The following is a 22493-nucleotide window of genomic DNA, read 5'->3' as shown; positions in this document are numbered from 1 at the left end:
CCTTATTGCCACGGGGTGCGGTCGAGTTCGCTCAGGCGTCGGCTCAAGTCGGTGCGCACTTCACGGATCTGGCGCTCGTCCTGGGAATCGAGCGCGATCTGGAATTGCTTGGCCCAATCGCCCATCAGATCACGCAGATCGCCCAGGCTTTCCTGATAGAGGCGCTCCAGACGTGCACTGAGCAGCGTGTTGACCTGCTGCTCGCGCGGATGAATCTTCAGCTGTGCGAGGTTCGCCAGGCGTTGCTGGATCTCCTCGGGTGACAGCACGCCTGGGTTGTTCTCGATGACCAGCGAATGCTGTTGCCCGGTCAGGGGGATTTTCACCTGGGCTTCGAGCAGACCGTTGTTGTCGTAGGTGAAACGCACGTCGAGGGCAACTTCGCCGGCCTTGCGTTTCGGCACCTTGATGTCCAGTTCGCCGAGTGCCACGTTGTCTTTGACCAGACGGCTTTCGCCCTGAAAGATGCGCACGACCACCTGTTCCTGATTGTCGTGCAGGGTGTACACGGTTTTCACCCGACTGACCGGCACGATGCTGTTGCGCTCGATGATCGGCAGGTAGTGGCCGCTCTCATAGTTGCGGCCGACTTGCGTGGAGGTCTCGATGCCCAGCGTGTAAGAGCAGACATCGGTCAACACCACTTCTTCCAGCGCTGCAGCGCGGGCCTTGAGTGCCGCCTGAATGGCCGCGCCCTGGGCCACAACCTGATCCGGGTCGAGGGTGATCGACGGGAACCGGCCGAACAGCCCGGCAGCGAGTTTGCGCACCAGCGGCATGCGCGTGGTACCGCCGACCAGCAGAATCTCGTCGAGATCGCTGACGCGGATGCGCGCATCGCGCAGCGCCCGTTCAATCGGCGCGCGCAGACGTTCGAGCAGCGGCATGTACAGCGTCGCCAACTGTTGCTGAGTAATGGTGTGCGTCCACTGCCGCTCACCGAGTTGCAAGCGGAATTCAGCGCTGTCGTCCTGACCCAGCGCCTTGCGCACGCGCTCGGCCTCGCGACGCAGCGGCTGGATGACGCTGCTGCGCTCCGGGAAGTCTGCGGCGGAACGGTGCTGGCTGATGAAGTGCTCAAGCAGCACGGTGTCGAAGTCTTCGCCGCCGAGGAAGTTGTCACCGGCACTGGCGCGGACCTCCATCACGCCTTCGAACAACTCCAGAATCGACACGTCGAACGTGCCGCCACCGAGGTCGAAGACCAGGAACGAAGTTTCCTTGTCGCGTTGATGCAGTCCATAGGCGAGGGCGGCGGCGGTCGGCTCGTTGATCAGCTTCTCGACCTTCAGCCCGGCCAGTTCGCCGGCGATGCGCGTGGCTTTGCGTTGAGCGTCGCTGAAGTAGGCCGGGACGCTGATCACGGCTTCGGTGACGGTTTCGCCAAATGCGCGCTCGACGTCTTCTTTCAGACTCTTGAGCACCAAGGCGGAGAGTTCTTCCGGGCGAAACGCCTTGTCCGCCAGGTACGTTTGCGTGGCGCTGCCCATGTGGCGCTTGAACAGCGAAGCGGTCAGGCGCGGATGCGTGTGCAGACGCTCGCGCGCCGCCTGACCCACCAGAATCCGGCCTTGATCATCCAGGCCGACGACGCTCGGTGTCAGGAACTGGCCCAGGGCATTGGGCACCAACTCGGTGGCATCGCCCCGCCAGACGGCGACCAGGCTGTTGGTGGTTCCCAGGTCAATCCCTACGATCATTGCAACGAACTCCCTTTGCGCTTGGTAAAAAATGGAAACATTTATGGGCGCGCAGAATATTACCGAGGGTGCGATGCGGTAAAGCAGGATGATGGCTTTGAGCCATTATTTGCGACAGGCAGCCCGACACACGGCTGTTTCAGGAGAAAAATGCGGGCGCGGCCAGCATGACCGCGCCCGCTTTGTTACGGCATCACTGGCGGCGTATACGCCAGTGTCGTCCCCAGCGCCCACAACAACAGCAGCACCAGCGGTGTGTGCACCAGCAGTTGCACGAAGGAGAAACCAATCAGATCCCGCGCCTTCAACCCCAGCACGCCCAGCAGCGGCAGCATGTAGAACGGGTTGATCAGGTTCGGCAACGCTTCGGCGGCGTTGTAGATCTGTACCGCCCAGCCGAGGTGATATTGCAGATCATTGGCGACCTGCATCACGTACGGCGCTTCGATGATCCACTTGCCGCCACCCGACGGAATGAAGAAACCGAGAATCGCTGAATACACGCCCATCAGCAGCGCATAGGTGTCGTGGGAGGCGATGCTGACGAAGAACGTCGAGATGTGGTGCGCCAGGGTTTGCGCGTCGGTGCCTTTGACCGTGGTCATCAGCGCGGCAATCGAGCCGTACAAAGGGAACTGGATCAACACGCCGGTGGTGGTTGGCACCGCACGGGCCACGGCATCGAGGAAACTGCGCGGACGCCAGTGCAGCAGTGCGCCGAGCATGATGAACAGGAAGTTGTAAGTATTGAGCCCGGAAATCGCGGTGATCGCCGGTTTTGTCGAGAACTCATGGAACAGCCATCCCGCCGCCAACAGCACCAGCACGATGATCAGCAGCGGACTGTGCTCCAGCCATTCACCCGGCCGTGTGCGCGGTTGCAGCGGTGGCAAGTTGAAGGCCGGGTCGATGCCGCAGGCCTTGGCGTCGCGCGCCGAGTTCGGCCCGGGCGCGGTGGCGTAGGCGATGATGATCGAAATCACGATCAGCGCCAGTAACATCACGCCCGACTGCCAGAGGAAAATCGTTTCGGTGAACGGAATCACCCCGGTGATCGACAGGATCGACGGCGGCAGGCTGGCGGGGTTGGCCTGCAACTGCGCGGCCGACGACGACAAGCCCAGTGCCCACACCGCGCCAAGGCCCAGATAAGCCGCAGCACCGGCGGCGCGGTAATCCATTTTCAGATCGGTGCGGCGGGCGAGGGCGCGCACCAGCAAACCGCCGAACACCAGCGACAGGCCCCAGTTGAGCAGGGACGCGACCATCGAGATCAGCGCCACCCACGCCACGGCGGAACGGCCGTTTTTCGGGATGCGTGCCAGGCGATCAATCAGTTTTACAGCGGGCGGCGAACTGGCGACCACGTAGCCGCCGATCACCACGAAGGCCATCTGCATGGTGAACGGAATCAGACTCCAGAAGCCGTCCCCGAAGGCCATGGCAGCATCGGTGGGTTTGGCGCCCATGGCCAGCGTGGCCAGGGCGACGATGATCACCGCCAGCGCGGCGAATACCCAGGAGTCGGGAAACCAGCGTTCGGCAAAACTTGAACAGCGCAGGGCAAAGCGTGCGGAGCGGCTATCTTCGATATCAACGGCCACAGGGAGTACCTCGGATTTTTTATGGTTATTGTGGTCCGCGGGAACGCTCGCCGATCTCGACAACACAGAGATCCCTGTGGGAGCGAGCCTGCTCGCGAAGAGGTCGGCACATTCAACATTGAGGTTGCCTGAACTGACGCTTTCGCGAGCAGGCTCGCTCCCACATGGGGTTTACGGCGGTTGGCCGGTGTTGGCGTGGTCCCGCTGGACAGGCATTAACAGTAATTCAACTGCCGATGCTTTGTGAGCAGGTTTTGCAAAACCGGGACTATGGTCTAACGGGTTGTCCACCAGCCCATTTGCGTAGACCATGGGCGCCTTGGTTTTTTGCCTGTTTCCGAGTTCTTTGCCATGACTGCCCAATCCCCGGCCAAACCTGCGCCGTTCAGCCGTTCCGACTACAAGACCCTCGGCCTTGCGGCCCTGGGCGGCGCGCTGGAAATCTACGATTTCATCATCTTCGTGTTCTTCGCCCTGACCCTCAGCCAGTTGTTCTTCCCGCCGGAAATGCCCGAATGGCTGCGTCTGCTGCAAAGCTTCGGCATCTTCGTCACCGGTTATCTGGCGCGGCCGCTGGGCGGGATTCTGATGGCGCATTTCGCCGACAAACTCGGGCGCAAGAAAGTCTTCAGCCTGAGCATCCTGATGATGGCGCTGCCGTGCCTGCTGATCGGCATCATGCCGACTTATGCACAGATCGGTTATTTCGCGCCTTTGCTGTTGCTGGCGCTGCGCATCCTCCAGGGTGCGGCAGTCGGCGGTGAAGTACCGAGCGCCTGGGTGTTTGTCGCCGAGCACGCGCCGGCCGGTCATCGCGGGTATGCCTTGGGTTTCTTGCAGGCCGGGCTGACCTTCGGTTATCTGATCGGCGCATTGACGGCGACGTTTCTCGCGCAAGTCTTCACCCCGGCGGAAATCCTTGATTACGCCTGGCGCTATCCGTTCCTGCTCGGCGGCGTGTTCGGCGTGATTGGCGTTTATCTGCGCCGCTGGCTGAGCGAAACCCCGGTGTTCATGGCCATGGAAGCGCAGCGCGAGGCGCGGGTCGAACTGCCCTTGCGCACGGTGCTGCGCGAGCATCGACTGGCGATGCTGCCGGCGATGCTGCTGACTTGCGTGCTGACCTCGGCGGTGGTGGTGTTCGTAGTGATCACCCCAACCATGATGCAGAAAACTTTCGGCATGACCGCCAGCCACACCTTCGCGCTCAGTGCCTTGGGTATCGTGTTTCTCAATATCGGCTGCGTGATCGCCGGGTTGCTGGTCGATCGTATTGGCGCCTGGCGCACGGTCATGCTGTATAGCCTGCTGCTACCGTTGGGCATCGGCGTGCTGTATGGCTGTTTGATCATGGGCGGCGAATGGATTGGCCTGGCTTACGCCGTCGCCGGTCTGGCGTGCGGTGTGGTCGGTGCGGTGCCGTCGGTGATGGTCGGTTTGTTCCCTGCGCGTATCCGCGTGTCAGGCATTTCCTTCACCTACAACATCGCCTACGCCGCGTGGGCGAGCATCACACCGCTGCTGCTGATCGGTCTGATGCCGTGGAGCCCGTGGATTTGTGTGATGTTCTGCGCGGTGATGGGCATGGTCGGCATCGTCAGCGCGGCGTATTTCGGCGCGCGCATGCCCCGAGTCGGCAGCCAATCCGTGGCGCCTTGTTCCTGAAGGCGAGTTAACGGCCTCAGCGCAAACCCGCGGAGGCCGTTACGTCAGCCAGTGCCACCACAGTAACGTCCCCGCCAGGCCTACCACCGAGACGATGGTTTGCAGGATCGACCAGACCCAGATCGTCTGTTTCAGTTGCAAGCCAAAGTACTCGCGAACCATCCAGAAACCGGCGTCGTTGACGTGGCAGAAGAACACCGAGCCGGCACCAATCGCCAATGCCACCAACGAACTTTGCGTCGCGGCGAGGCCCGCCATCATCGGCGCCAGAATCCCCGCCGTCGTGGTCGTGGCCACCGTCGCCGAGCCTGTGGCCTGACGCAATGCCACAGCGATCAACCAGGCCAGCAACAGGTACGGCATATGCGCGCCTTCGGCGACTTTGCTGATGGTCTGACTGACGCCGGCATCCAGCAATGTCTGCTTCAAGCCGCCGCCGGCGCCGATGGTCAGCAACAGCACGGCAATCGGCGCCAGACTTTTGCGCAGGGTGCCGCCGACGTCTTCACGGGGCATGCCGTTGGCCCAACCGAGGCAGATCACCGCCGCCATCACCGCAATGCTCAGCGCCACCAACGGTTCGCCGAGAAACTTCAGGCTCAGGGCGACGCTGCTTTGCGGGCTCATCGCGACTTTCGCCAGGGTGCTGCCGAGCATCAGCAGCACCGGCAGCAGAATGATCAGCAGCGACATGGCGAAACTCGGCTGGCGCGGCGCTTTCGGCGGCGCACTGAACAACGCGCCGAGTTCTGCCGGCTCATCAATGTGCATGCGTTTCGACAGCCAGTTGCCGTACAGCGGCCCGGCCAGAATCACCGCCGGGATGGCGATGCTGAAACCCAGCAGCATGGTCAGCCCAAGGTCGGCATGCAACGCGCTGACAGCAATCAACGGCCCGGGATGCGGAGGCATGAGAGCATGCAGCGTGGTCATCCCGGCCAGCGCTGGAATCGCGATTTTCAACAGCGGCTGACCCGAACGGCGAGCCATGACGAAAATGATCGGCACCATCATCACCAGGCCCACTTCAAAGAACAGCGGCAGGCCGATCACCATCGCCACCAGCGCCATGACCCACGGCAACGACTTGCCTTTGCCCAGCCCGAGCAAGGTCGACGCAATGCGGTCGGCGGCGCCGGATTCGGCCATCAGCGCACCGAGCATCGACCCCAGCGCAATGATGATCCCCGCTTCACCGAGAATCGCCCCGGCGCCCTTGCTGAACGCCTTGGCCACGTCTTCGGGCGGTAAACCAGCGCCGACACCGGCAATGAAAGTACCGATCAGGATCGATAGAAACGGCGGCAGTTTAGTCGCGCTGATCAACACGATAATCGTCGCAATGGCCAGCAGACAGCAGAGAATCAGGCGGGTGTCGTGAACCATCCAGGCAGCGGTCGATAAATCCAAAACGGAACTCCTTATCGGGCGGATACCTGCAACATATTGTTGCAATTTGCCTTGAGGATACCCGATATGGCCGGGCCAGAGCGCTGGGTTTTGCAGTCGCTCGGTGGGGAACAGAACAGACCAGTGGCCTATCGAGATTATTTTTGACTGACCGGTCGCAAACGCTCTTCAGAAAAGATTTTCAAGGCCGATGGCTAGGCTGCATCCCGCTTTCTATCCTGCCCATCGGTACTTTCCCATGTTCAACAAACGCCTGAAGCAAGAGCTGGCCGCTCTTCGTGAAGAACTCTCCAGCCTCGTGCAGGTGAAGGAAAGCCTGGAAAGCGAGATGCTGGTGCTGAACCTTGAGCCCGACGGGCGCATTCAATCGGTCAACCAGAACTTCCTCACCGAGATGCTCTACAAGAGTCAGGACCTGATCGGGCGGGCGATTGAAGACATCGTCCCGGCGCATGTGAAGACTGACGAGTTCCATCACCGCTTCAAAAACGCCATGAACCGCGGCGAACATTTCGCCGGTGCCGTGCGCCTGCTGCGCGGCAATGGTGAAGAAGCGTGGCTGCGTTCGATCGTGCAACCGGTGCGTTCCTCGGATGGGCGCATCAAGCACATTTCGCTGTTCGCCAGCGACCTGACCCGCACCATCGAAGCTTCTCGTGAACACGAAAACCTGATCGGTGCGCTTGTGCGTTCGACCGCGGTAATCGAGTTCGACCTCAACGGCAATGTGCTGAACGCCAACGATCGCTTCCTCAGCGGCATGGGTTACAGCCTGGCGCAGATCAAGGGCAAACATCACCGCATGTTCTGCACGCCGGAGGAGTACAACAGCGCCGAGTACCAAAACTTCTGGCGCCGTTTGAACAACGGTGAGTTCGTGGCTGATCGCTTCAAGCGTGTCGACAGCCACGGTCGTACGGTCTGGCTGGAGGCGTCCTACAACCCGGTGGTCGATGCCAACGACAAACTGTACAAAGTGGTGAAGTTCGCCACGGTGATCACCGATCAGGTCAACCGCGAGCAAGCCGTCGCCGACGCAGCCAGCATCGCCTACAGCACCTCGCAGCAAACCGACAGCACCGCCCAGCGCGGTACCACGGTGGTGACTGAAGCGGTCAACGTAATGCGAGATCTGTCGCGGCACATGCAGGCTGCCGGTGAGGGCATTGAGGCACTGAACGAGCAGTCGCAGGTGATCGGTACCATCGTCAAAACCATCAGCGGCATTGCCGAACAGACCAACCTGCTGGCGCTCAACGCTGCCATCGAAGCGGCCCGTGCCGGCGAGCAGGGCCGAGGCTTTGCGGTGGTGGCCGACGAAGTGCGACAACTGGCCTCGCGCACCAGTCAGGCGACCGAAGAGATCGTCACTGTGGTGCGGCAGAACCAGGAAATGGCGCGCAACGCCGTGGCGCTGATGACCGACGGCAAGCTTCAGGCTGAACAAGGCCTGGCGCTGGCGGCCGAGGCGGGCACGGTGATTGTCGAGATTCAGGACGGTGCGCAGAAAGTCGTGAATGCCGTCGGCCAGTTCGCTAATCAACTCTCCCACTGACCTGCACCCAACCCCTGTAGGAGCTGTCGAGTGAAACGAGGCTGCGATCTTTTGATCTTGATTCCGAGGATCAACATCAAGATCAAATTATCGCAGCGTGCCGCAGCTCCTACAGAGTTTTCACCTGCCTGTATTTCGATGCTGGCGCTACAATCGGCTCCTTTTCCCCGGAGCAGATTCCCATGAGCGATTCCCACCGCCGCCCGGTGCCCCTGAACAAAGCCTACCGTTTGCTCAATCACGGGCCGACCGTTCTGGTCAGCGCCGCCCATGACGGCCAGCGCAACATCATGGCTGCCGCTTGGGCCATGCCGCTGGATTTCGAGCCACCGAAAGTTGCCGTCGTCCTCGACAAATCGACCTGGACCCGCCAGTTACTCGAAGCGTCCGGCACCTTCGTGCTCAATGTGCCTTGCGTCAATCAGGCCGACATCGTGCAAACCGTCGGCAATACCTCGGGCTTGGAAATCAGCCAAACCCAAGGGCAAGACAAGTTTCAGGCGTACGGCTTGCAGACGTTTACCGGCGAACAAGTCGAAGCACCTTTGCTCGACGGCTGTGTGGCCTGGCTCGAATGCCGTTTGCTCCCGGAGCCGCGCAATCACGAGCAATACGATCTGTTCCTCGCCGAAGTCATCGCCGCCCATGCCGATGAGCGTGTGTTCAGCGACGGACGCTGGCATTTCGAAGGGCACGATGGCTTGCGCACCTTGCACCACGTGGCGGGCGGGCATTTCCTGAAGATTGGTGACGCGGTGGATGGCAAGACGTTAGCGGTTTGAATACGGCTGATGGCAAAACATTACCGGATGTTGCAAGGTAGAGAGCATCGTCAAACCTATCAGGCGCATGCCCATGGATCTTTCCCTTTCAAGTTATCTGGCGCCGCTGCTGTCGTTGGCCCTGTTGTGGACGGTGGCCGTGGTCACGCCCGGCCCGAACTTCTTCAACATCGCGCAACTCGCGGTCAGCCGTTCCCGCCATCATGGCGTAGTCGCGGCGCTCGGTGTGGCCAGCGGAACCGTGTTGTGGGGGCTGGCGGGAGGCTTGGGCATTCAGTCGCTGTTCAGTGCCGCGCCAGCGCTGTACTTGAGCTTCAAGATTGCCGGCGGCTGTTACCTGATCTACCTCGGGCTCAAGCAGTTCAAGCGCAAGGCGCCGATCGTCGCGGGTACGCTGGATGACTCGCAGCAAACGTTGCTCGGCGCTTATGGCCGCGGCTTTCTGGGCAACATGACCAATCCCAAATCCGCACTGTTCGTCGCGACAATCTTCGCCACCGCCATGCCGGCTCACATCCCGCCACTGTTACTGGCGCTGGCGGTGCTGACGATGGCGACGCTGTCGTTCAGTTGGTATTGCTGCGTAGCGCTGTTCTTCGCCAGTCGCCGGATTGCTGGTGTGTATGAGCGTTCGCGGCAATGGCTGGATCGCTTGGCCGGTGGTTGTTATTTGCTGTTTGGGGTGCATCTGCTGGCTAATCGCTGAGCCGACTGATCTCCCGAGTTAATCAGCTGCATGAAAAAAGGCCTACCTCGCGGTAAGCCTTTTTTGTTTGCGTTCTAGCCTCAATCCCCCAACGCTTCGCCTTCACGCCGTGGATCCGCGCCACCTTCCAGCGACGCTTTCCCCTGCGCATCCTTGACCCGCACGATGGCCTGGGTGCCGCTGGTCATGTCGATTTCATTCACTGCGTGCCCTTTGTCTTTCAATGCCTGAATCAGCGTCGGGCTGAACTGGCCTTGTTCCAGTTCGGTGGGGCCGTTGCGGCTGCCGAAGTTGGGCAGGCTGATGGCGCTTTGCGGGTCGAGGTTCCAGTCGAGCAGGCCGACGGTGGTTTTCGCCACGTATTCGATGATTTGCGAACCGCCGGGCGAGCCGACGGTGGCGACGAATTCGCCGCTGTGGCGATCAAAGATCAGTGTTGGCGCCATCGACGAGCGTGGACGTTTGCCGGGTTCGACGCAGTTGGCGACTTTCTGGCCATTCTCTTCCGGGATGAACGAGAAGTCGGTCATCTGGTTGTTCAGCAGAAAACCCTGAACCATCAGGTGCGAGCCGAACGCGGCCTCGATGGTGGTGGTCATCGACACCGCGCCACCGAGGTCATCCACCGCGACCACTTGCGAGGTGGAGATGCGCAGCGGCGAGCGGTCCGGGGCGTAGGCAACCTGCACACCCGGTGGCGTGCCTGGTTTGGCGCTGCCCATGCTGCGTTCGCCGATCAGGCTGGCGCGGCTGGCGAGGTAACCGGGATCGACCAGGCCTTTGACCGGCACCGGCACGAAGTCGGTGTCGGCGACGTATTGCGCACGGTCGGCGTAGGCCAGACGTTCGGCTTCGGCGATCAGATGCACGGCTTGCGGATCCGGTTCGATGCCGGCCGGTTTGTCGGTTTTCACTGGTTTCAGCGGCGTCAGGGAAAGGCGTGGATCGCGAGTTTCCAGTGCCTGCAACGTACCAAGAATCTGCGCCACGGCGATCCCGCCCGACGACGGCGGCGGCATGCCGCAGACCTGCCAGCGCTTGTAATCGGTGCACAGCGGCGCGCGTTCCTTGGCCTGATAGCGCTGCAGATCGTTCAGCGACAGGCTGCCGGGGTTGGCGTGGCCCTGCACCTTGGCGACGATTTCTTCGGCGATCGGGCCTTTGTACAACGCGTCCGGGCCTTCGTTGGCGATGCGTTTGAGCACTGCGGCCAATGCCGGGTTTTGCAGACGCGTGCCGACGGCTTTGACGCTGCCATCGGCGTTGAGGAAATACTTGGCCATGTCCGGCGACTGGCGGATGACTGGATCTGATTCCAGCAGCGAGTGCAAACGCGCAGAGATCGCAAAGCCTTGCTCGGACAGTTTGATCGCCGGTTCAAACAGCTTCGCCCATGGCAGGCGACCGTGTTGTTTATGCGCCATCTCCAGCGCGCGCAGTACGCCCGGTGTGCCGACTGAGCGACCGCCAATCTGCGCCTGCGGGAACGACATCGGCTGGCCATCGGCGCGCAAGAACAGCTTCTCGGTGGCGCCGGCCGGTGCGGTTTCGCGACCGTCATACGTGCGCACCTGTTTACCGTCCCACAACACGATCATCGCGCCGCCACCGATCCCGGAAGACTGCGGCTCAACCAAGGTCAGCACCGCTTGCATCGCAATCGCCGCATCAATCGCCGAACCGCCCTGACGCAGCATCTCGCGACCAGCCTCGGCCGCCAGTGGATTGGCAGCGGCGGCCATGTGTTTACTGGCGTGACGGGTTTGCAGATCGGTGCGGTAACCGGAAGCAGCTTCAGGTGCCAGCGGCAAAGTCGAGGAGGGCGGGGCGTTGCACGCAGTGAGGGTCAGGGCGCTGATGATCAGCGTCAGGGCAGGCAGGCGAAAGCGGCTCAAGGGCAAGGCTGAAAACACGCGGGCTCTCCGTCCGTGGGATAAAAGTCTCGGGGACTTTATCGACCGCTCGGTCGCGACGCAAACCGGTGGGCATTTTTGTCTTTCTTTTCGGGGCGGATGTTCGCTAGGGTCAACCGCAATCGATCTACCGCACACGTCCCCTTGTAGGCCTTCGCCTGCTCGCGATAGCGTCATCACATTCAACATCATTGCTGACTGAACCACCGCTATCGCGAGCAGGCTCACTCCTACAATTACAAGATCAACAAGAGGCTGATATGCACAGCGAGTTCCCCGCCGAATCCAGCTACCGCGATCAACGCGAGCAGTTCATCGCCGCCGCCAATGCCGCCGGCGCCACGCTCTCTTCCTACGCACATCCGCGTTGCGGGCCATTCGGCGAACCGCTGAGCACCGACGTCGCCGTGCTCGGCGATCCACAGGCCAAACGCCGACTGGTAGCGCTCAGCGGTACGCACGGCGTCGAGGGCTATTACGGCTCGGATTGTCAGATCGATTGGCTGAAGGCATTCGTACCGGGCTCGCTGCCCAAGGATGTCGCGGTGGTGATGGTGCACCTGATCAACCCATGGGGCACGGCATGGTTACGCCGGGTCAACGAAGACAACATCGACCTCAACCGCAATCACCTCGACTTCACCGGGCCGCTACCGGATAACCGCGCGTACGCCGCACTGCATGAGATCTACGCCTGCACCGATTTGCACGGCCCCGAGCGCCAACGCGCCGATGCCTTGCTCGATGCGCAGATCAACGAACACGGCTGGCCAGCGGTGATGTCGATTGTCGAGGGTGGTCAACACAGCCATCCCGACGGACTGTTTTACGGTGGCCGCGCGCCGAGCTGGTCGAATCGCACTTTGCATCAAATCATCGAAAAGCATCTGGCTGGCGCTGAAACCGTGATGTGTTTCGACCTGCACACCGGCGCCGGCGAATACGGTCATCCGATGTTGCTGACCATCACCCAGGCGCCTTACCCGGCACTCGCGCAGGCCCAGGCGATTTATGGTCCATGGCTTTACACCCTGCACACGGGCGCCGACACCCTGAGCGAAACCGGAGTGGCAGCGACGGCCACGGGGTACACCTCGCAGGCGTTGCTCAAGGCCTTGCCGGACGTGCGGTTGATGCCGTTCGTGATCGAATGCGGGACGTATCCGGGGCCGGATGTGCATCGGCATTTGCGTGATGACCATTGGTTGCATTTGCATGGCGATCCGCTGGATGCGACGGGGCGGGGGATCAAGTTGAATTTGCTGGAGCAGTTCTATCCAGCTGATCCGGATTGGCGGACGATGGTCGGTTTGCGCACTCGGCAAATCTGGGCGAAAGGGTTGTCGGCGTTGGGTAACTGGTCGCGGTAAATCATCAGTGTCTTTGCTGCCGGCACTTTCCTCCGGGCACAAAAAACGGCTCACTTTGCGGTAAGCCGTTTTTTGTATCCGTGCTGCGCGATCTAATTCATACCTGCATCGAACCCGTTTCCTACAGCATTTTTTCAACCTGATCTCTCGGTACCGACTCAGTCGAATGAAAAGGCATTTCGCGCCTGTAGTACCTCGCCCCCGACCTAGCGGTTGTTCTGCACTTCTCCTACAGATTTTTCAGGTCGACAACTTACGCGCCTTTACCTGAGGATATTTTCTGTTGTTTTTTCCAGGATGGATTTCAGATGAAAAGGATGAGTCCGTTGCCAATCAACTCTATTTTCAGTCGGCCATTGTCATGAGTATTTCCAATGAGGATCGCGATTTTCTGGTGGCGATGGGCAGTCGCATTGCGCACTTACGCACAGTGCACGAGATCACACAGACTCGGTTTGCACGGGCTTTAGGTCTTTCCCGGCAAACCTTTCAGGGCTACGAGGAGGGCACACGCAGCATGCCGGTCACGACACTGGTGAAGATGGCATTTGCGCTTCGCGTGCCTGTTGAAGATCTGCTCGGGGTTCCCTCGTACACGGAGACGCCCAGACGCAGCTTGACCTCGACGTGGTATCGACGGCTGCAGTCCATCAATGAGCTCTCGAAGGTCCAACAGAAGGTCATTGCGCAGATGATCGACGCCTTGATCGCACAGGCAGCGACCAAAACGAGCAACGAACAGAAGGATATTTTGAAGTAACAGATTACCGAGACTTTTCTCGAGGCATAAAAAAACGGCCTACCTTTCGGTAAGCCGTTTTTAGTACTTGGTGGCTACACAGGGACTTGAACCCCGGACCCCAGCATTATGAATGCTATGCTCTAACCAACTGAGCTATGTAGCCAAGTGGCGCGCATTATTCCCCTGAAATGGAAAAGCGTCAAGCGTAAATTTAAAAATTTTTTCTACGCTTTCAACCGTTTATCAAAATCACTGGCCGAGCAGCGGCGAAGGGCAGCGTTGGAACCAGCGGCTGGCCTGCTCATACGCGTGCGCCAATTGCAGGACAGCGAAGTCAGCCTGGTGCTTGCCGATGATCTGTAGCCCCATCGGTAAACCGTGCGAATTGAATCCGGCCTGAACATTGGCCACCGGGCAACCCGACAGCGTGCCGGGGATGACCACCTCCATCCAGCGGTGATATGTGTCCATCGCCACGCCTTCGATAGACGTTGGCCACGGCTGGGTTTTGTCGAACGGAAACACCTGAGCACTCGGCAGCAACAGATAGTCGTAGCGTTCGAACAACTTCGAGATAGCCCGATACCAATCGCTGCGCACCACCGAGGCCGCGAACACTTCGCTGGCCGAGAGCTTCAGGCCGTTTTCCACTTCCCAGATCGCTTCCGGTTTTAGCAAAGCGCGTTTCTGCGGATCGGCATAGGTTGCGCCCAAAGACCCCGCGACCAGCCAGTGCCGCAACGTCCGCCAACTGCTCCACAGCCGCTCAGGCGCGAAACCGGGCTCAACCGACTCAACGTGGCAGCCAAGGCTCTCAAAATCAGCAAAGGTCTTCTCGCACAGCGACAGCACGCCTTGCTCCATCGGCAGATAACCGTTGATGTCGCCCAACCAACCCAACCGCGAGCCCTTGAAATCACGCTCTAGCGGCGCCGCAAACGCCTCACCGGATTCAGCTATCGACAACGGCGCCCGCGCATCGCCCCCCGCTTGCACCGACAACAGCAGCGCCGCATCTTTCACACTGCGCGCCATTGGCCCCTCATAACCGAGCTGATCGAAAAACAGATCCGCACTGTCATCGAACGGCACACGCCCCTGCGAAGGACGAAACCCAAAGATGTTATTGAACGCCGCCGGATTGCGCAGCGAGCCCATCATGTCGCTGCCATCCGCGACAGGCACCAGATGCATCGCCAGCGCTGCCGCCGCGCCGCCACTGCTGCCGCCTGCGGTTTTGCTCGGGTCATACGCGCAAGCAGTCGCGCCAAACAACGGGTTGTAACTTTGCGAGCCGAGACCGAATTCCGGGGTGTTGGTCTTGCCGATAATGATCGCGCCGGCCGCCTTGATTCGCTCGACCATGATGCCGTCGCGCTCAGGCACAAAGTCCTTGTACAGCGGCGAACCCAGCGTGGTGCGAATACCTTGGGTCAGCGACAGATCCTTGATCGCATGAGGCAAGCCATGCATCCAGCCACGGTATTCGCCACGCGCCAGTTCGGCATCGCGTTCATCGGCCTGAGCCAGCAGATGTTCCGGTGACTGCAGGCTGATCAGCGCATTCACCATCGGGTTGAAATGTTCGATATGGGCAAGGTAAGTCTGCATCACTTCCCGGCAGGAAACCTGGCGCAGGCGGATGCGTTCGGCGAGTTCGTGGGCCTGCAACAGGACCAGTTCGCTGATGTTATTAGAGTTCATTGCTAGCGGCCTTTCAGACGGCTGGAAAAGCGCCCCGCCAGTGCGCCGGGGCGGTAGCGATCAACGCATCAGGTTGGTCCAGAGACGGTCAGCGAGGCGGATCGCACCTTCGCCGCAAGTCTTGCTGAACACCACGTTCGTCCCTTCGGGAATATGCAGTTCCGGCGCGTCCTTGAGCGCCGCGTCGAGGAACGGTTCGACGCCTTTGATCGGGCTCTGGTGCTTGAGGAAGTTCTGCGTCATCGCCGAGTTTTCTGGCTGGCTGAGGAAGGCGATGAACGCCTTGGCATTCGCCGGATTTTTGCTGCCGGCAGGGATGACCATGTTATCGACCCAGGCCAGCACACCTTCTTTCGGGTAGAGGTATTTCAGCGTCGGTTTCATCTCACGGGCACGCATCGACGAACCGCCCCAGAACATCGACATGTCGATTTCACCTGAGGCAAGGTTCTCGCGAATCGAGCCGGCCTTGGAGCTGTAGGTTTTCACGAATGGCTTCTGCGCCTTGAGCAGTGTCAGCACCTGCTGCATCTGTTTCGGGTCTTCGCTGCACAGCGGAATATTCAGATAGAGGCTGGCCATATCGACCATGTCGCTGACCGAATCGAACATGTTGATGCGCCCCTGCAACTCGGCTGGCGGCTCATACAAAACCTTGTAGCTGTCGGCCGGGCCTTTGTAGCGCGCCGAGTCCAACACGACGCTGGTGGTGCCCCAGATGAACGGCACCGAATACGCGCCTTCCGGGTCCCAGCTCGGCTTTTTCAAGTTATCCACAACGCTGGCGTAGTAGGGCTCCTTGACCGGGTCGAAGCGCTCCAGCAGGTTTTCCTTGATCAGGATCGGCACGAACTGGTGCGACGGAATCGCCACGTCATAACCGGCGCCGCCCTGTTTCAATTTCGCCAACAAGGTCTCGTTGGAGTCGTAGGAATCGACGGTGACTTCGATGCCGGTCTGCTTCTGGAACTTGGCGAGAATCTCCGGCGAAAAATAGCCGCTCCAACTGACCACGTTGAGTTTTTCGGCCGCCTGAACACTAACAGCCATGGTCAGCGGCACAGTCAGAAACAACGAAGTGCCAACGCTTTTTATCCACTTGCTCATGCTATTTCCCCACAGGTCGTAGAAGGTTCAGGCGTTCTTTTTGCCCAACAGGTAAGAGAGGCTGACGAACAGCACCGAGACGCCGAGGATCAGCGTCGACACGGCGTTGACGTCGGGTGTCACGCCCATCCGCAGCAGGCCGAAAATGAAGATCGGCAGGGTCGTGGTGCCCGCTTGCGAGACCATCATCGAGATCACGAAGTTATCCAGCGAGACGATGAAGGCCAGCATCAGCCCGGAGAAAATCCCCGGCATCAGCAGCGGCAGAGTGACCTTGCGAAAGGTTCGCCACGGGCCGGCGTAGAGGTCGGCGGAGGCTTGCTCCAGCGACAGGTCCATGTCGTTCAGCCGTGCCCGAATCGGCAGGTAGGCGAAGGGAATGCAGAACACCGTGTGCGCGATGATCAGATTGCCGTAACCCAGCGACAGGCCGATGGTGGAGAACAGCGCCAGCGTCGCCACACCGACGACAATCTCCGGCAACACCAGCGGCAACATGATCGCGCCCATCGACAATTGCAGGCCCTTGAACTTGGCGCCGCGCGAGGTGCCGAGGGCGGCGAGGGTGGCAATCGCCGTGGCAATCATGCTCGCGCAAACGGCGATCAACAGGCTGTTGCCAGCAGCCTGGCGCAAGGCCTGATTGGCGAACGCGGCGCGATACCAATCGAGGCTGAATCCGGTCCACACCGTCGCCGATTGGTTGGCATTGAACGAGAACACCACCAGCACCACGATCGGTGCGTAGAGGTAAAGATAGAACAGAAAACTGAAGCCGCCGAACCCCGGGAAGTCCTGTACACCCAGCCCTTTACGTTTGAATAATGCGAGCATCACGCACCTCCTTTGGCGATGCGCTGGCGCTCTGCGCGCAGGGCATAAACGGTCAGCACCAGCATCACCGCGGCCATCAGCACCAGCGACAACGCAGCGCCAAAGGGCCAGTTACGCGCATCGCTGAACTGCCGGAAAATCAGATTGCCGAGCATCATTCGCGTGCCACCACCGAGCAGTTCCGGGGCGATCATCGCGCCCAGGCATGGCACGAAAGTGAGGATCGCGCCGGCGAGAATTCCCGGTTTGGCGATCGGCAACACTACTTTGCGCAAGGTGCGTATGCGTCCGGCGTAGAGATCCTGCGCGGCTTCGAGCAGGCGGATATCCATCTTTTCCAGCGTTGCGTAAATCGGCAACACCACGAACGGTGCGTAGGTGTAAACCAGCCCCAGCAGCACCGCGCCGTCGGTGTACAACAACTGCATCGGTTCATGGATAACGCCCAGGCCCATCAGGCTGTTGTTGATCACCCCGGTGTTGCGCAGCAGCAGAATCCACGCGTAGGTGCGGATCAGCAGGTTGGCCCAGAACGGCACGGTGATCAGAAAGATCAGCAAGCCACGGCGATGCGCCGGTTGCATGGCCAGCCACACCGCCACCGGAAAACCGATCAGCAACGTGATGATCGTGGTCAGCCCGGCAATGCCAATCGAGCGCAGGGCGATGATCAGATACGAGTCGGCAAACGCGAGGCTGTCGTCCAGTTGCCGCTCGAACAGCAGCGAGGTGTAGGCGTCACTGCTGAAGACTTTGTTGACCCCGCCGTAAGGGTTGGCCTCCATCAGCGAATAGCCGATGACGATGAGGATCGGCACCACCAGAAACAAACAGATGGCGATCAGCGCCGGGCTGACCCCGAGGAAACTCTGGAAGGCCTTGCGGCGTTCCAGCGTGTTGGCAATCGGTAAGGCGTGCATGGCAACTCCTCCGGCTCAATCGTGCAGGACGCTGGCGCTTCCACGGTCGAACAACAGACCGGCCTGGGAGCCGACGGCAAAGCGCAGGCTTTGATCGACGCAATTGGGCGTACGCACGGTGAGGCGCGAACCGTCGCTGAGGCTGACCTGATATTGCAGATCTGTGCCGAGATAGATCTGCGCTTCGATCCGGCACGGCAGCGCGGCTTCAGTCACGGCCGGTACCAGATGCAAGCGTTCGGGACGTACTGACAGGGTGACGTTGGCGCCGACCTGCACATCGCTGCACGGTTGCGCCGGCAATGGATGACCCGCCGGGCCGGCGAACCACGCCTGACCGCCGTCCACACGAGTGACGGTGCCTTCGATGAAATTGGTTTCGCCAATGAAGTCGGCGACGAAGCGATTGCGCGGCCGTTCGTAAATATCCTCTGGCCGACCGACCTGCTGCACTTCGCCTTCGGAAAGTACGGCGATGCGGTCGGACATGGTCAGCGCTTCTTCTTGGTCGTGGGTGACGAAGATGAAAGTGATACCGGTCTTGGCCTGGATGGTTTTCAACTCTTCACGCATCGCCTGGCGCAGCTTGAGATCGAGCGCCGACAGTGGCTCATCGAGCAACAACACTTTCGGATGCGGAGCCAAAGCGCGGGCGAGGGCGACACGTTGTTGCTGGCCGCCCGACAGCTGCGCCGGTTTGCGATTGGCGAAGCGCTCCATCTGCACCAGCGCGAGCATCTCGCGCACACGCTCGGCGATTTGCGCCTTGGTGAGGACTTTGCCCATTGGGTGCGATTCGAGACCGAAAGCCAGGTTCTCGGCGATGGTCATGTGCGGGAACAGCGCGTAATGCTGGAACACCGTGTTGACCGGGCGCTGGAAGGGCGGGCGATCAGCGATGTTTTCGCCGTAGAGAAGAATTTCGCCTTCGGTGGGAAATTCGAAACCGGCGATCATCCGCAGCAGCGTGGTCTTGCCGCAGCCGGAAGGGCCGAGAAGGGTGAAGAATTCGTTGTCGCGGATGTCCAGGTCGATGCTTTTCAGCGCCACCGGACCGGTCTGCGGATCACCGTAAACCTTGCGCACTGAGCGGATCGAGACCGCCAGCGTTTGCAGCGAATGCAGGGCATTCATGCGTTACCTCCGATTCCCCCATCGCCTGCGACTCGCTTTGCAAAGCGTTGCCGTCGGGCCATGGATATTATTTTTTTGGGCAGGATCGAGATTGCGTTCGGGTGTGAAACCAGCTGTTTTTTTGTTCTGCTGTGGCTCGATTATCAGCCAGGGGTTGCGCGGCGCGACACTTCAATTTAAACATGGCAGGTGTTAGTTAATTTAACAGCCGAAGGTGCCAGGAATCATGCCCGACCACCGTTTGCCGCCGCTCAACGCGGTGCGCGCCTTTGATGCCGCCGCCCGTTTGGGCAGCTACGTCGAAGCCTCGAAAGCCCTTCACGTGACCCAGCCTGCGATTGGCCGTCACGTGAAATTGCTTGAGGACTGGTTGGGCATTCAACTGTTCGAACGCACCTCACGCGGGGTCAACCTGACGCCGGCGGGGGAGAAGTACCACCGCAAGATCAGCGCTGCTTTGCAACTGATCATCGAAGCCGGCAAGGAAGCTCGGCCGAAAGATGCCGAGCGTTGGTTGCGGATCATGGTGGTGCCGGGTTTCGCCAAGCGCTGGCTGATGCCTCGGATCGAAGCGCTGCGGCATTTGCGCCCGGGATTGAAACTGGCGATCGAGCCGAATTCGACCTTCACCGAAGTGGATGGCAAGAGCGCCGATCTGGGCATCGTCTACGGTCTCGACGGGCAATATGCCGACTCGCGGGAGGCGCTGATTTGTCCTCGGGTTTTCCCGATCTGCACGCCGGCGTATCTGGCCAGCATTGCACCGATCAACAGCCCGGCCGATCTGGTCAGCCACGAGCTGATCCACGTCGATGACGGCGAATGGTGGAACCTGTGGTTCGCCGCCCACGACCTCGATATCCATCTCAATTCCGACATGCTCTACGTCAACAATGACCATGCGCTGTCAGTCGCCGAGAGTGGGCAGGGCATCGCACTGGCCAACGAGGTGCTGGTGCGCCATGAACTCGCCAGCGGCAAACTGGTGCGTGCCGTCGACGCTCAGGTGAGGCTGGAAAGCTACCGGGTGCTGACGCCGTCCGCCGAACTCTCGGCGGATGTGGCGTGGTTTATTCAATGGCTCAAGGCTGAGCTGGAAGCGGACTTCCCTGAAGCGGTAATCAACTGAGGCGGAAACGCGCGGTGTTGTCGCTGAGTGCCTTGCTGCCTTGGCTGAGGGTGTCTGCGGCGAGATTCACTGCGCGTGCGCCTTCGAGTAAACGCACGGCTGCCTGATCGACCTGCTGGATATTGCCGCTGACCTCGTCGGCGGTACTCGCCTGTTCCTCGACTGCCGTGGCGATCTGCGCGAGGGTATCGGTGACGCTCTGCACGGCGCTGGCGATTTCGCCCAAACGCTCACCGAGACCGGTGACCGACTCGGCATCGGTTTGCGCCTGACCGCAGGCGGCTTCCATCAAACTGACGGCTTCGTTGACCGTAGCGCGCAGGCTGTCGACCGTGCCGGCGATCTGCGCGGTGGACGACTGCGTACGTTGCGAGAGGCTGCGCACTTCATCGGCGACCACAGCGAAACCGCGCCCTTGTTCACCAGCTCGCGCGGCTTCGATGGCTGCGTTGAGCGCGAGCAGATTGGTCTGTTCGGCGACACCGCGAATCGTGTCGACGACCAATTGAATCTGCTGGCCTTGCTCGCTGACTCGACCGAGTGCCGCAGCGGTGTCGTTCAAACGCTGATTGAGCTGCTGAATACTCGCCGTGGTGCGCTGGCTGTCGCGGCTGCTGTCGGCCGCGATGCGTCGGGTGTGCTGGGCGCTGCCGGAGGCCTGCTCGCAACTCTGCGCCACGCCTTGCGACGTCGCGGCCAGTTGCGTGGCAGCAGCGGCGATCTGGCTGATCTGCAACTGTTGCGCCTCGACTTCGCCGAGAGCGCCGCTGGAGTGTTCGTTGAGGCTGCGCACGGCATGGCTCAACTGCGAGGTTTCGTGATCGACACCGAGCATGCTCGCGCGCAGTTGCACCACGGCAACGTTGAGCGCGGTGCTGATCGCTGCCAGCTCATCGCGGCCCTCCACCGGTACTTGCAGACTGAGGTTGCCATCGCGAAGGGCTTCGGCGAGCAGGGTGATGCCGCTGGCGCTGCGACGGATCGAGGCTTGCAGGCAGACAAACAGATACAGCGCCGCGAGTAGCAGGCAGCCGAAAATGGCCGCGACGATGATGAACTGACGGATCGCCGAGCTGTGGTAGGCATCGAGCCGCTGATCCAGCGATACCAGTGACTGTTGGCGCAGGGCGGCGAGGTCAGTCAGCAGGGCATCAAGGTTGCGTTCGAAGTCTTCCGGTTTGAGCGTGATGCTGCCGCCGAACACGCCGTCATCCAGCACCTTCAGGCCGCTATCAAGGCGTTTCAGGCTGTCGTGGTATTGGCTGGCCCAGCTCTGCTGATCTTTCGGCAGGCGTGCCTCAAGTAGCGTGGCGGTTTTCACCAGTTGCTCGCGGGCATCACCGATGCGGCTGCGCAAGTCGCGCAACTGCAAACGGCTTTGCAGGGTGAATTGACCGGAGACCACCGAGGCCTGGCCGACTGCGGCGAGGCGTCCGACCCGTTCGATCAGGTCGGGTGCGTGTTGCGTTGATATCTGCGTCAGCAGGTAGGTTTCCAGCCACGGTGCGAGGGTCAGGCGGTTGTCCATGACGATCTGCTCGCGCAACGCTTGCAGAGCGCTGAGGGCATTGGTGAAACGGTCATAACCGTCCGGCCACCAACCGACTCCGCTGAGGCTTTTCGAATCCAGACCATTGAGTGCGGTTTGCAGTGCCTGATAGCGCGTGAGGGTTTCGCCTTCAGCACCTTCATTCTTCAGGGCGTTGCCCAAGTCCGTGGTGGCTTGCAGTACTGCAGGTTGTACCGCGTCGAATGCACCCATGGCGGCTAGGGTGGCCGGCGTCGGTTGGCGATTGGTTTCCGTGGCGCGCCAACGGGCGGCGCGGTCGCGTTGCGCGGCGAGCAGGTTGTCCAGCGCATCGAGCGCGAGCAACTGACGCACGCCGGCACGTTCGCCGGAAATCAGATTGAGCTTGTCGCGATAGTCCTGGCCGATCATCAACAGGCTGCCGGCCAACGGCAGAATGAACAGCAGAAACAACAACTGGAATTTACCTGCGAAGCCAAACCGCCCCAGCAATTTGATCCCCGGTGAAAGGAAAGCCTGCATGCCCCATGACTCCTCTGGACACCACGCACCATTGGCGTGCATCGCGGTCGCTCGACGTTGATGTTGTGCCCTGCTAAAAGGCCTCGAAAGTTCACTCTCGCCCGCTCTGTAGGCCGGCTCTGTAGCGAAACTTCCCATTGTCGGTGCCCTTTGTAAGGGCGCCGCGTT

Annotated in this window: 17 protein-coding genes, 1 tRNA gene and 1 pseudogene; 8 read left to right on the top strand and 11 right to left on the bottom strand. The window is 60.6% G+C overall.

Annotated features, from left to right (window positions below; all coding sequences use genetic code 11):
• Positions 1-2: 2 nt before the first annotated feature.
• Together ACZZ0A_RS20795 and ACZZ0A_RS20790 are read right to left on the bottom strand one after the other, a co-directional pair.
• Entirely contained in the window at positions 3-1700 is a 1698-nt protein-coding gene (locus ACZZ0A_RS20795; protein ID WP_007912942.1) for a molecular chaperone HscC, read from the bottom strand.
• A gap of 185 nt (positions 1701-1885) precedes the next feature.
• Positions 1886-3304: a short-chain fatty acid transporter gene (locus ACZZ0A_RS20790; RefSeq protein ID WP_007912940.1), complete on the bottom strand. Its 1419-nt coding sequence runs from the start codon at positions 3302-3304 to the stop codon at positions 1886-1888.
• A 351-nt stretch (positions 3305-3655) separates the two neighbouring features.
• Here ACZZ0A_RS20790 and ACZZ0A_RS20785 point away from each other — a divergent pair, with 351 nt between their 5' ends.
• Positions 3656-4969, top strand: coding sequence for an MFS transporter (locus ACZZ0A_RS20785; protein WP_007912938.1), 1314 nt, complete (start codon positions 3656-3658; stop codon positions 4967-4969).
• Between the two features lie 39 nt (positions 4970-5008).
• Here ACZZ0A_RS20785 and ACZZ0A_RS20780 read toward each other — a convergent pair whose 3' ends face one another.
• Positions 5009-6379 carry a GntT/GntP/DsdX family permease gene (locus tag ACZZ0A_RS20780; RefSeq protein ID WP_007912937.1) on the bottom strand — a complete coding sequence of 457 codons (1371 nt, stop codon included), beginning with the start codon at positions 6377-6379 and terminating at the stop codon, positions 5009-5011.
• A gap of 190 nt (positions 6380-6569) precedes the next feature.
• Between ACZZ0A_RS20780 and ACZZ0A_RS20775 the strand changes: the two are divergent.
• The 4 genes and pseudogenes from ACZZ0A_RS20775 to ACZZ0A_RS20760 form a co-directional block, all read left to right on the top strand.
• Positions 6570-7394, top strand: a pseudogene (locus tag ACZZ0A_RS20775) (PAS domain-containing protein); the annotation flags it as partial.
• The gene (locus ACZZ0A_RS20770) at positions 7374-7934 is read left to right on the top strand and encodes a methyl-accepting chemotaxis protein (RefSeq protein WP_371748318.1); all 561 of its coding nucleotides are present in this window, start codon (positions 7374-7376) and stop codon (positions 7932-7934) included. The pseudogene ACZZ0A_RS20775 and the gene ACZZ0A_RS20770, both read left to right, overlap by 21 nt.
• A gap of 182 nt (positions 7935-8116) precedes the next feature.
• Positions 8117-8716: a flavin reductase family protein gene (locus tag ACZZ0A_RS20765; protein ID WP_007912933.1), complete on the top strand. Its 600-nt coding sequence runs from the start codon at positions 8117-8119 to the stop codon at positions 8714-8716.
• Between the two features lie 73 nt (positions 8717-8789).
• Positions 8790-9422 (top strand): LysE family translocator, encoded by a 633-nt coding sequence (locus tag ACZZ0A_RS20760; protein WP_007912932.1) that lies wholly within the window; start codon positions 8790-8792, stop codon positions 9420-9422.
• A gap of 80 nt (positions 9423-9502) precedes the next feature.
• Here ACZZ0A_RS20760 and ggt read toward each other — a convergent pair whose 3' ends face one another.
• Entirely contained in the window at positions 9503-11335 is a 1833-nt protein-coding gene (ggt, locus tag ACZZ0A_RS20755; RefSeq protein WP_463543676.1) for a gamma-glutamyltransferase, read from the bottom strand.
• Positions 11336-11595: 260 nt separating this feature from the next.
• On the opposite strand from ggt, the gene ACZZ0A_RS20750 reads away from it, so the two are divergent.
• Both ACZZ0A_RS20750 and ACZZ0A_RS20745 read left to right on the top strand, forming a co-directional pair.
• On the top strand, positions 11596-12705 hold the full coding sequence (locus tag ACZZ0A_RS20750) for a DUF2817 domain-containing protein (RefSeq protein WP_463543675.1): 1110 nt from the start codon (positions 11596-11598) through the stop codon (positions 12703-12705).
• 283 nt (positions 12706-12988) lie between these two features.
• Positions 12989-13465 (top strand): helix-turn-helix domain-containing protein, encoded by a 477-nt coding sequence (locus ACZZ0A_RS20745; protein ID WP_007912922.1) that lies wholly within the window; start codon positions 12989-12991, stop codon positions 13463-13465.
• A gap of 68 nt (positions 13466-13533) precedes the next feature.
• Here ACZZ0A_RS20745 and ACZZ0A_RS20740 read toward each other — a convergent pair.
• The 6 genes from ACZZ0A_RS20740 to ACZZ0A_RS20715 all read right to left on the bottom strand — a co-directional run bounded on the left by ACZZ0A_RS20740 (position 13534) and on the right by ACZZ0A_RS20715 (position 19146).
• Positions 13534-13610, bottom strand: a tRNA-Met gene (locus tag ACZZ0A_RS20740).
• An 86-nt stretch (positions 13611-13696) separates the two neighbouring features.
• Entirely contained in the window at positions 13697-15151 is a 1455-nt protein-coding gene (locus ACZZ0A_RS20735; protein ID WP_463543674.1) for an amidase, read from the bottom strand.
• Between the two features lie 60 nt (positions 15152-15211).
• Positions 15212-16258, bottom strand: coding sequence for an ABC transporter substrate-binding protein (locus ACZZ0A_RS20730; protein ID WP_007912918.1), 1047 nt, complete (start codon positions 16256-16258; stop codon positions 15212-15214).
• Between the two features lie 27 nt (positions 16259-16285).
• Positions 16286-17092, bottom strand: a complete 807-nt coding sequence (locus ACZZ0A_RS20725) for an ABC transporter permease (protein ID WP_025109361.1) — start codon at positions 17090-17092, stop codon at positions 16286-16288.
• On the bottom strand, positions 17092-18012 hold the full coding sequence (locus ACZZ0A_RS20720) for an ABC transporter permease (RefSeq protein ID WP_463543673.1): 921 nt from the start codon (positions 18010-18012) through the stop codon (positions 17092-17094). The genes ACZZ0A_RS20725 and ACZZ0A_RS20720 overlap by 1 nt, the downstream gene beginning before the upstream one ends.
• Before the next feature lie 15 nt (positions 18013-18027).
• Complete coding sequence (locus tag ACZZ0A_RS20715; protein WP_463543672.1) at positions 18028-19146, bottom strand: ABC transporter ATP-binding protein; 1119 nt, start codon at positions 19144-19146, stop codon at positions 18028-18030.
• 226 nt (positions 19147-19372) lie between these two features.
• On the opposite strand from ACZZ0A_RS20715, the gene ACZZ0A_RS20710 reads away from it, so the two are divergent.
• A complete protein-coding gene (locus tag ACZZ0A_RS20710) occupies positions 19373-20275 on the top strand; it encodes a LysR substrate-binding domain-containing protein (RefSeq protein WP_463543671.1) in 903 nt (300 codons plus the stop codon).
• Here ACZZ0A_RS20710 and ACZZ0A_RS20705 read toward each other — a convergent pair.
• On the bottom strand, positions 20268-22325 hold the full coding sequence (locus ACZZ0A_RS20705; RefSeq protein ID WP_463543670.1) for a methyl-accepting chemotaxis protein: 2058 nt from the start codon (positions 22323-22325) through the stop codon (positions 20268-20270). The genes ACZZ0A_RS20710 and ACZZ0A_RS20705 overlap by 8 nt on opposite strands.
• Between the last annotated feature and the right edge of the window lie 168 nt (positions 22326-22493).

Source organism: Pseudomonas sp. AC242 (assembly GCF_979258655.1).
The sequence above is the reverse complement of the archived record's forward strand: the minus strand, read 5'-3'. Positions and strand labels throughout refer to the sequence as shown.

Coding starts and splice junctions, on each gene's coding strand:
- ACZZ0A_RS20795 (WP_007912942.1), bottom strand. CDS start 1,700: ATGATCGTAGGGATTGACCTGGGAACCACCAACAGCCTGGTCGCCGTC.
- ACZZ0A_RS20785 (WP_007912938.1), top strand. CDS start 3,656: ATGACTGCCCAATCCCCGGCCAAACCTGCGCCGTTCAGCCGTTCCGAC.
- ACZZ0A_RS20765 (WP_007912933.1), top strand. CDS start 8,117: ATGAGCGATTCCCACCGCCGCCCGGTGCCCCTGAACAAAGCCTACCGT.
- ACZZ0A_RS20760 (WP_007912932.1), top strand. CDS start 8,790: ATGGATCTTTCCCTTTCAAGTTATCTGGCGCCGCTGCTGTCGTTGGCC.
- ACZZ0A_RS20750 (WP_463543675.1), top strand. CDS start 11,596: ATGCACAGCGAGTTCCCCGCCGAATCCAGCTACCGCGATCAACGCGAG.
- ACZZ0A_RS20735 (WP_463543674.1), bottom strand. CDS start 15,151: ATGAACTCTAATAACATCAGCGAACTGGTCCTGTTGCAGGCCCACGAA.
- ACZZ0A_RS20730 (WP_007912918.1), bottom strand. CDS start 16,258: ATGAGCAAGTGGATAAAAAGCGTTGGCACTTCGTTGTTTCTGACTGTG.
- ACZZ0A_RS20725 (WP_025109361.1), bottom strand. CDS start 17,092: ATGCTCGCATTATTCAAACGTAAAGGGCTGGGTGTACAGGACTTCCCG.
- ACZZ0A_RS20720 (WP_463543673.1), bottom strand. CDS start 18,012: ATGCACGCCTTACCGATTGCCAACACGCTGGAACGCCGCAAGGCCTTC.
- ACZZ0A_RS20715 (WP_463543672.1), bottom strand. CDS start 19,146: ATGAATGCCCTGCATTCGCTGCAAACGCTGGCGGTCTCGATCCGCTCA.
- ACZZ0A_RS20710 (WP_463543671.1), top strand. CDS start 19,373: ATGCCCGACCACCGTTTGCCGCCGCTCAACGCGGTGCGCGCCTTTGAT.
- ACZZ0A_RS20705 (WP_463543670.1), bottom strand. CDS start 22,325: ATGCAGGCTTTCCTTTCACCGGGGATCAAATTGCTGGGGCGGTTTGGC.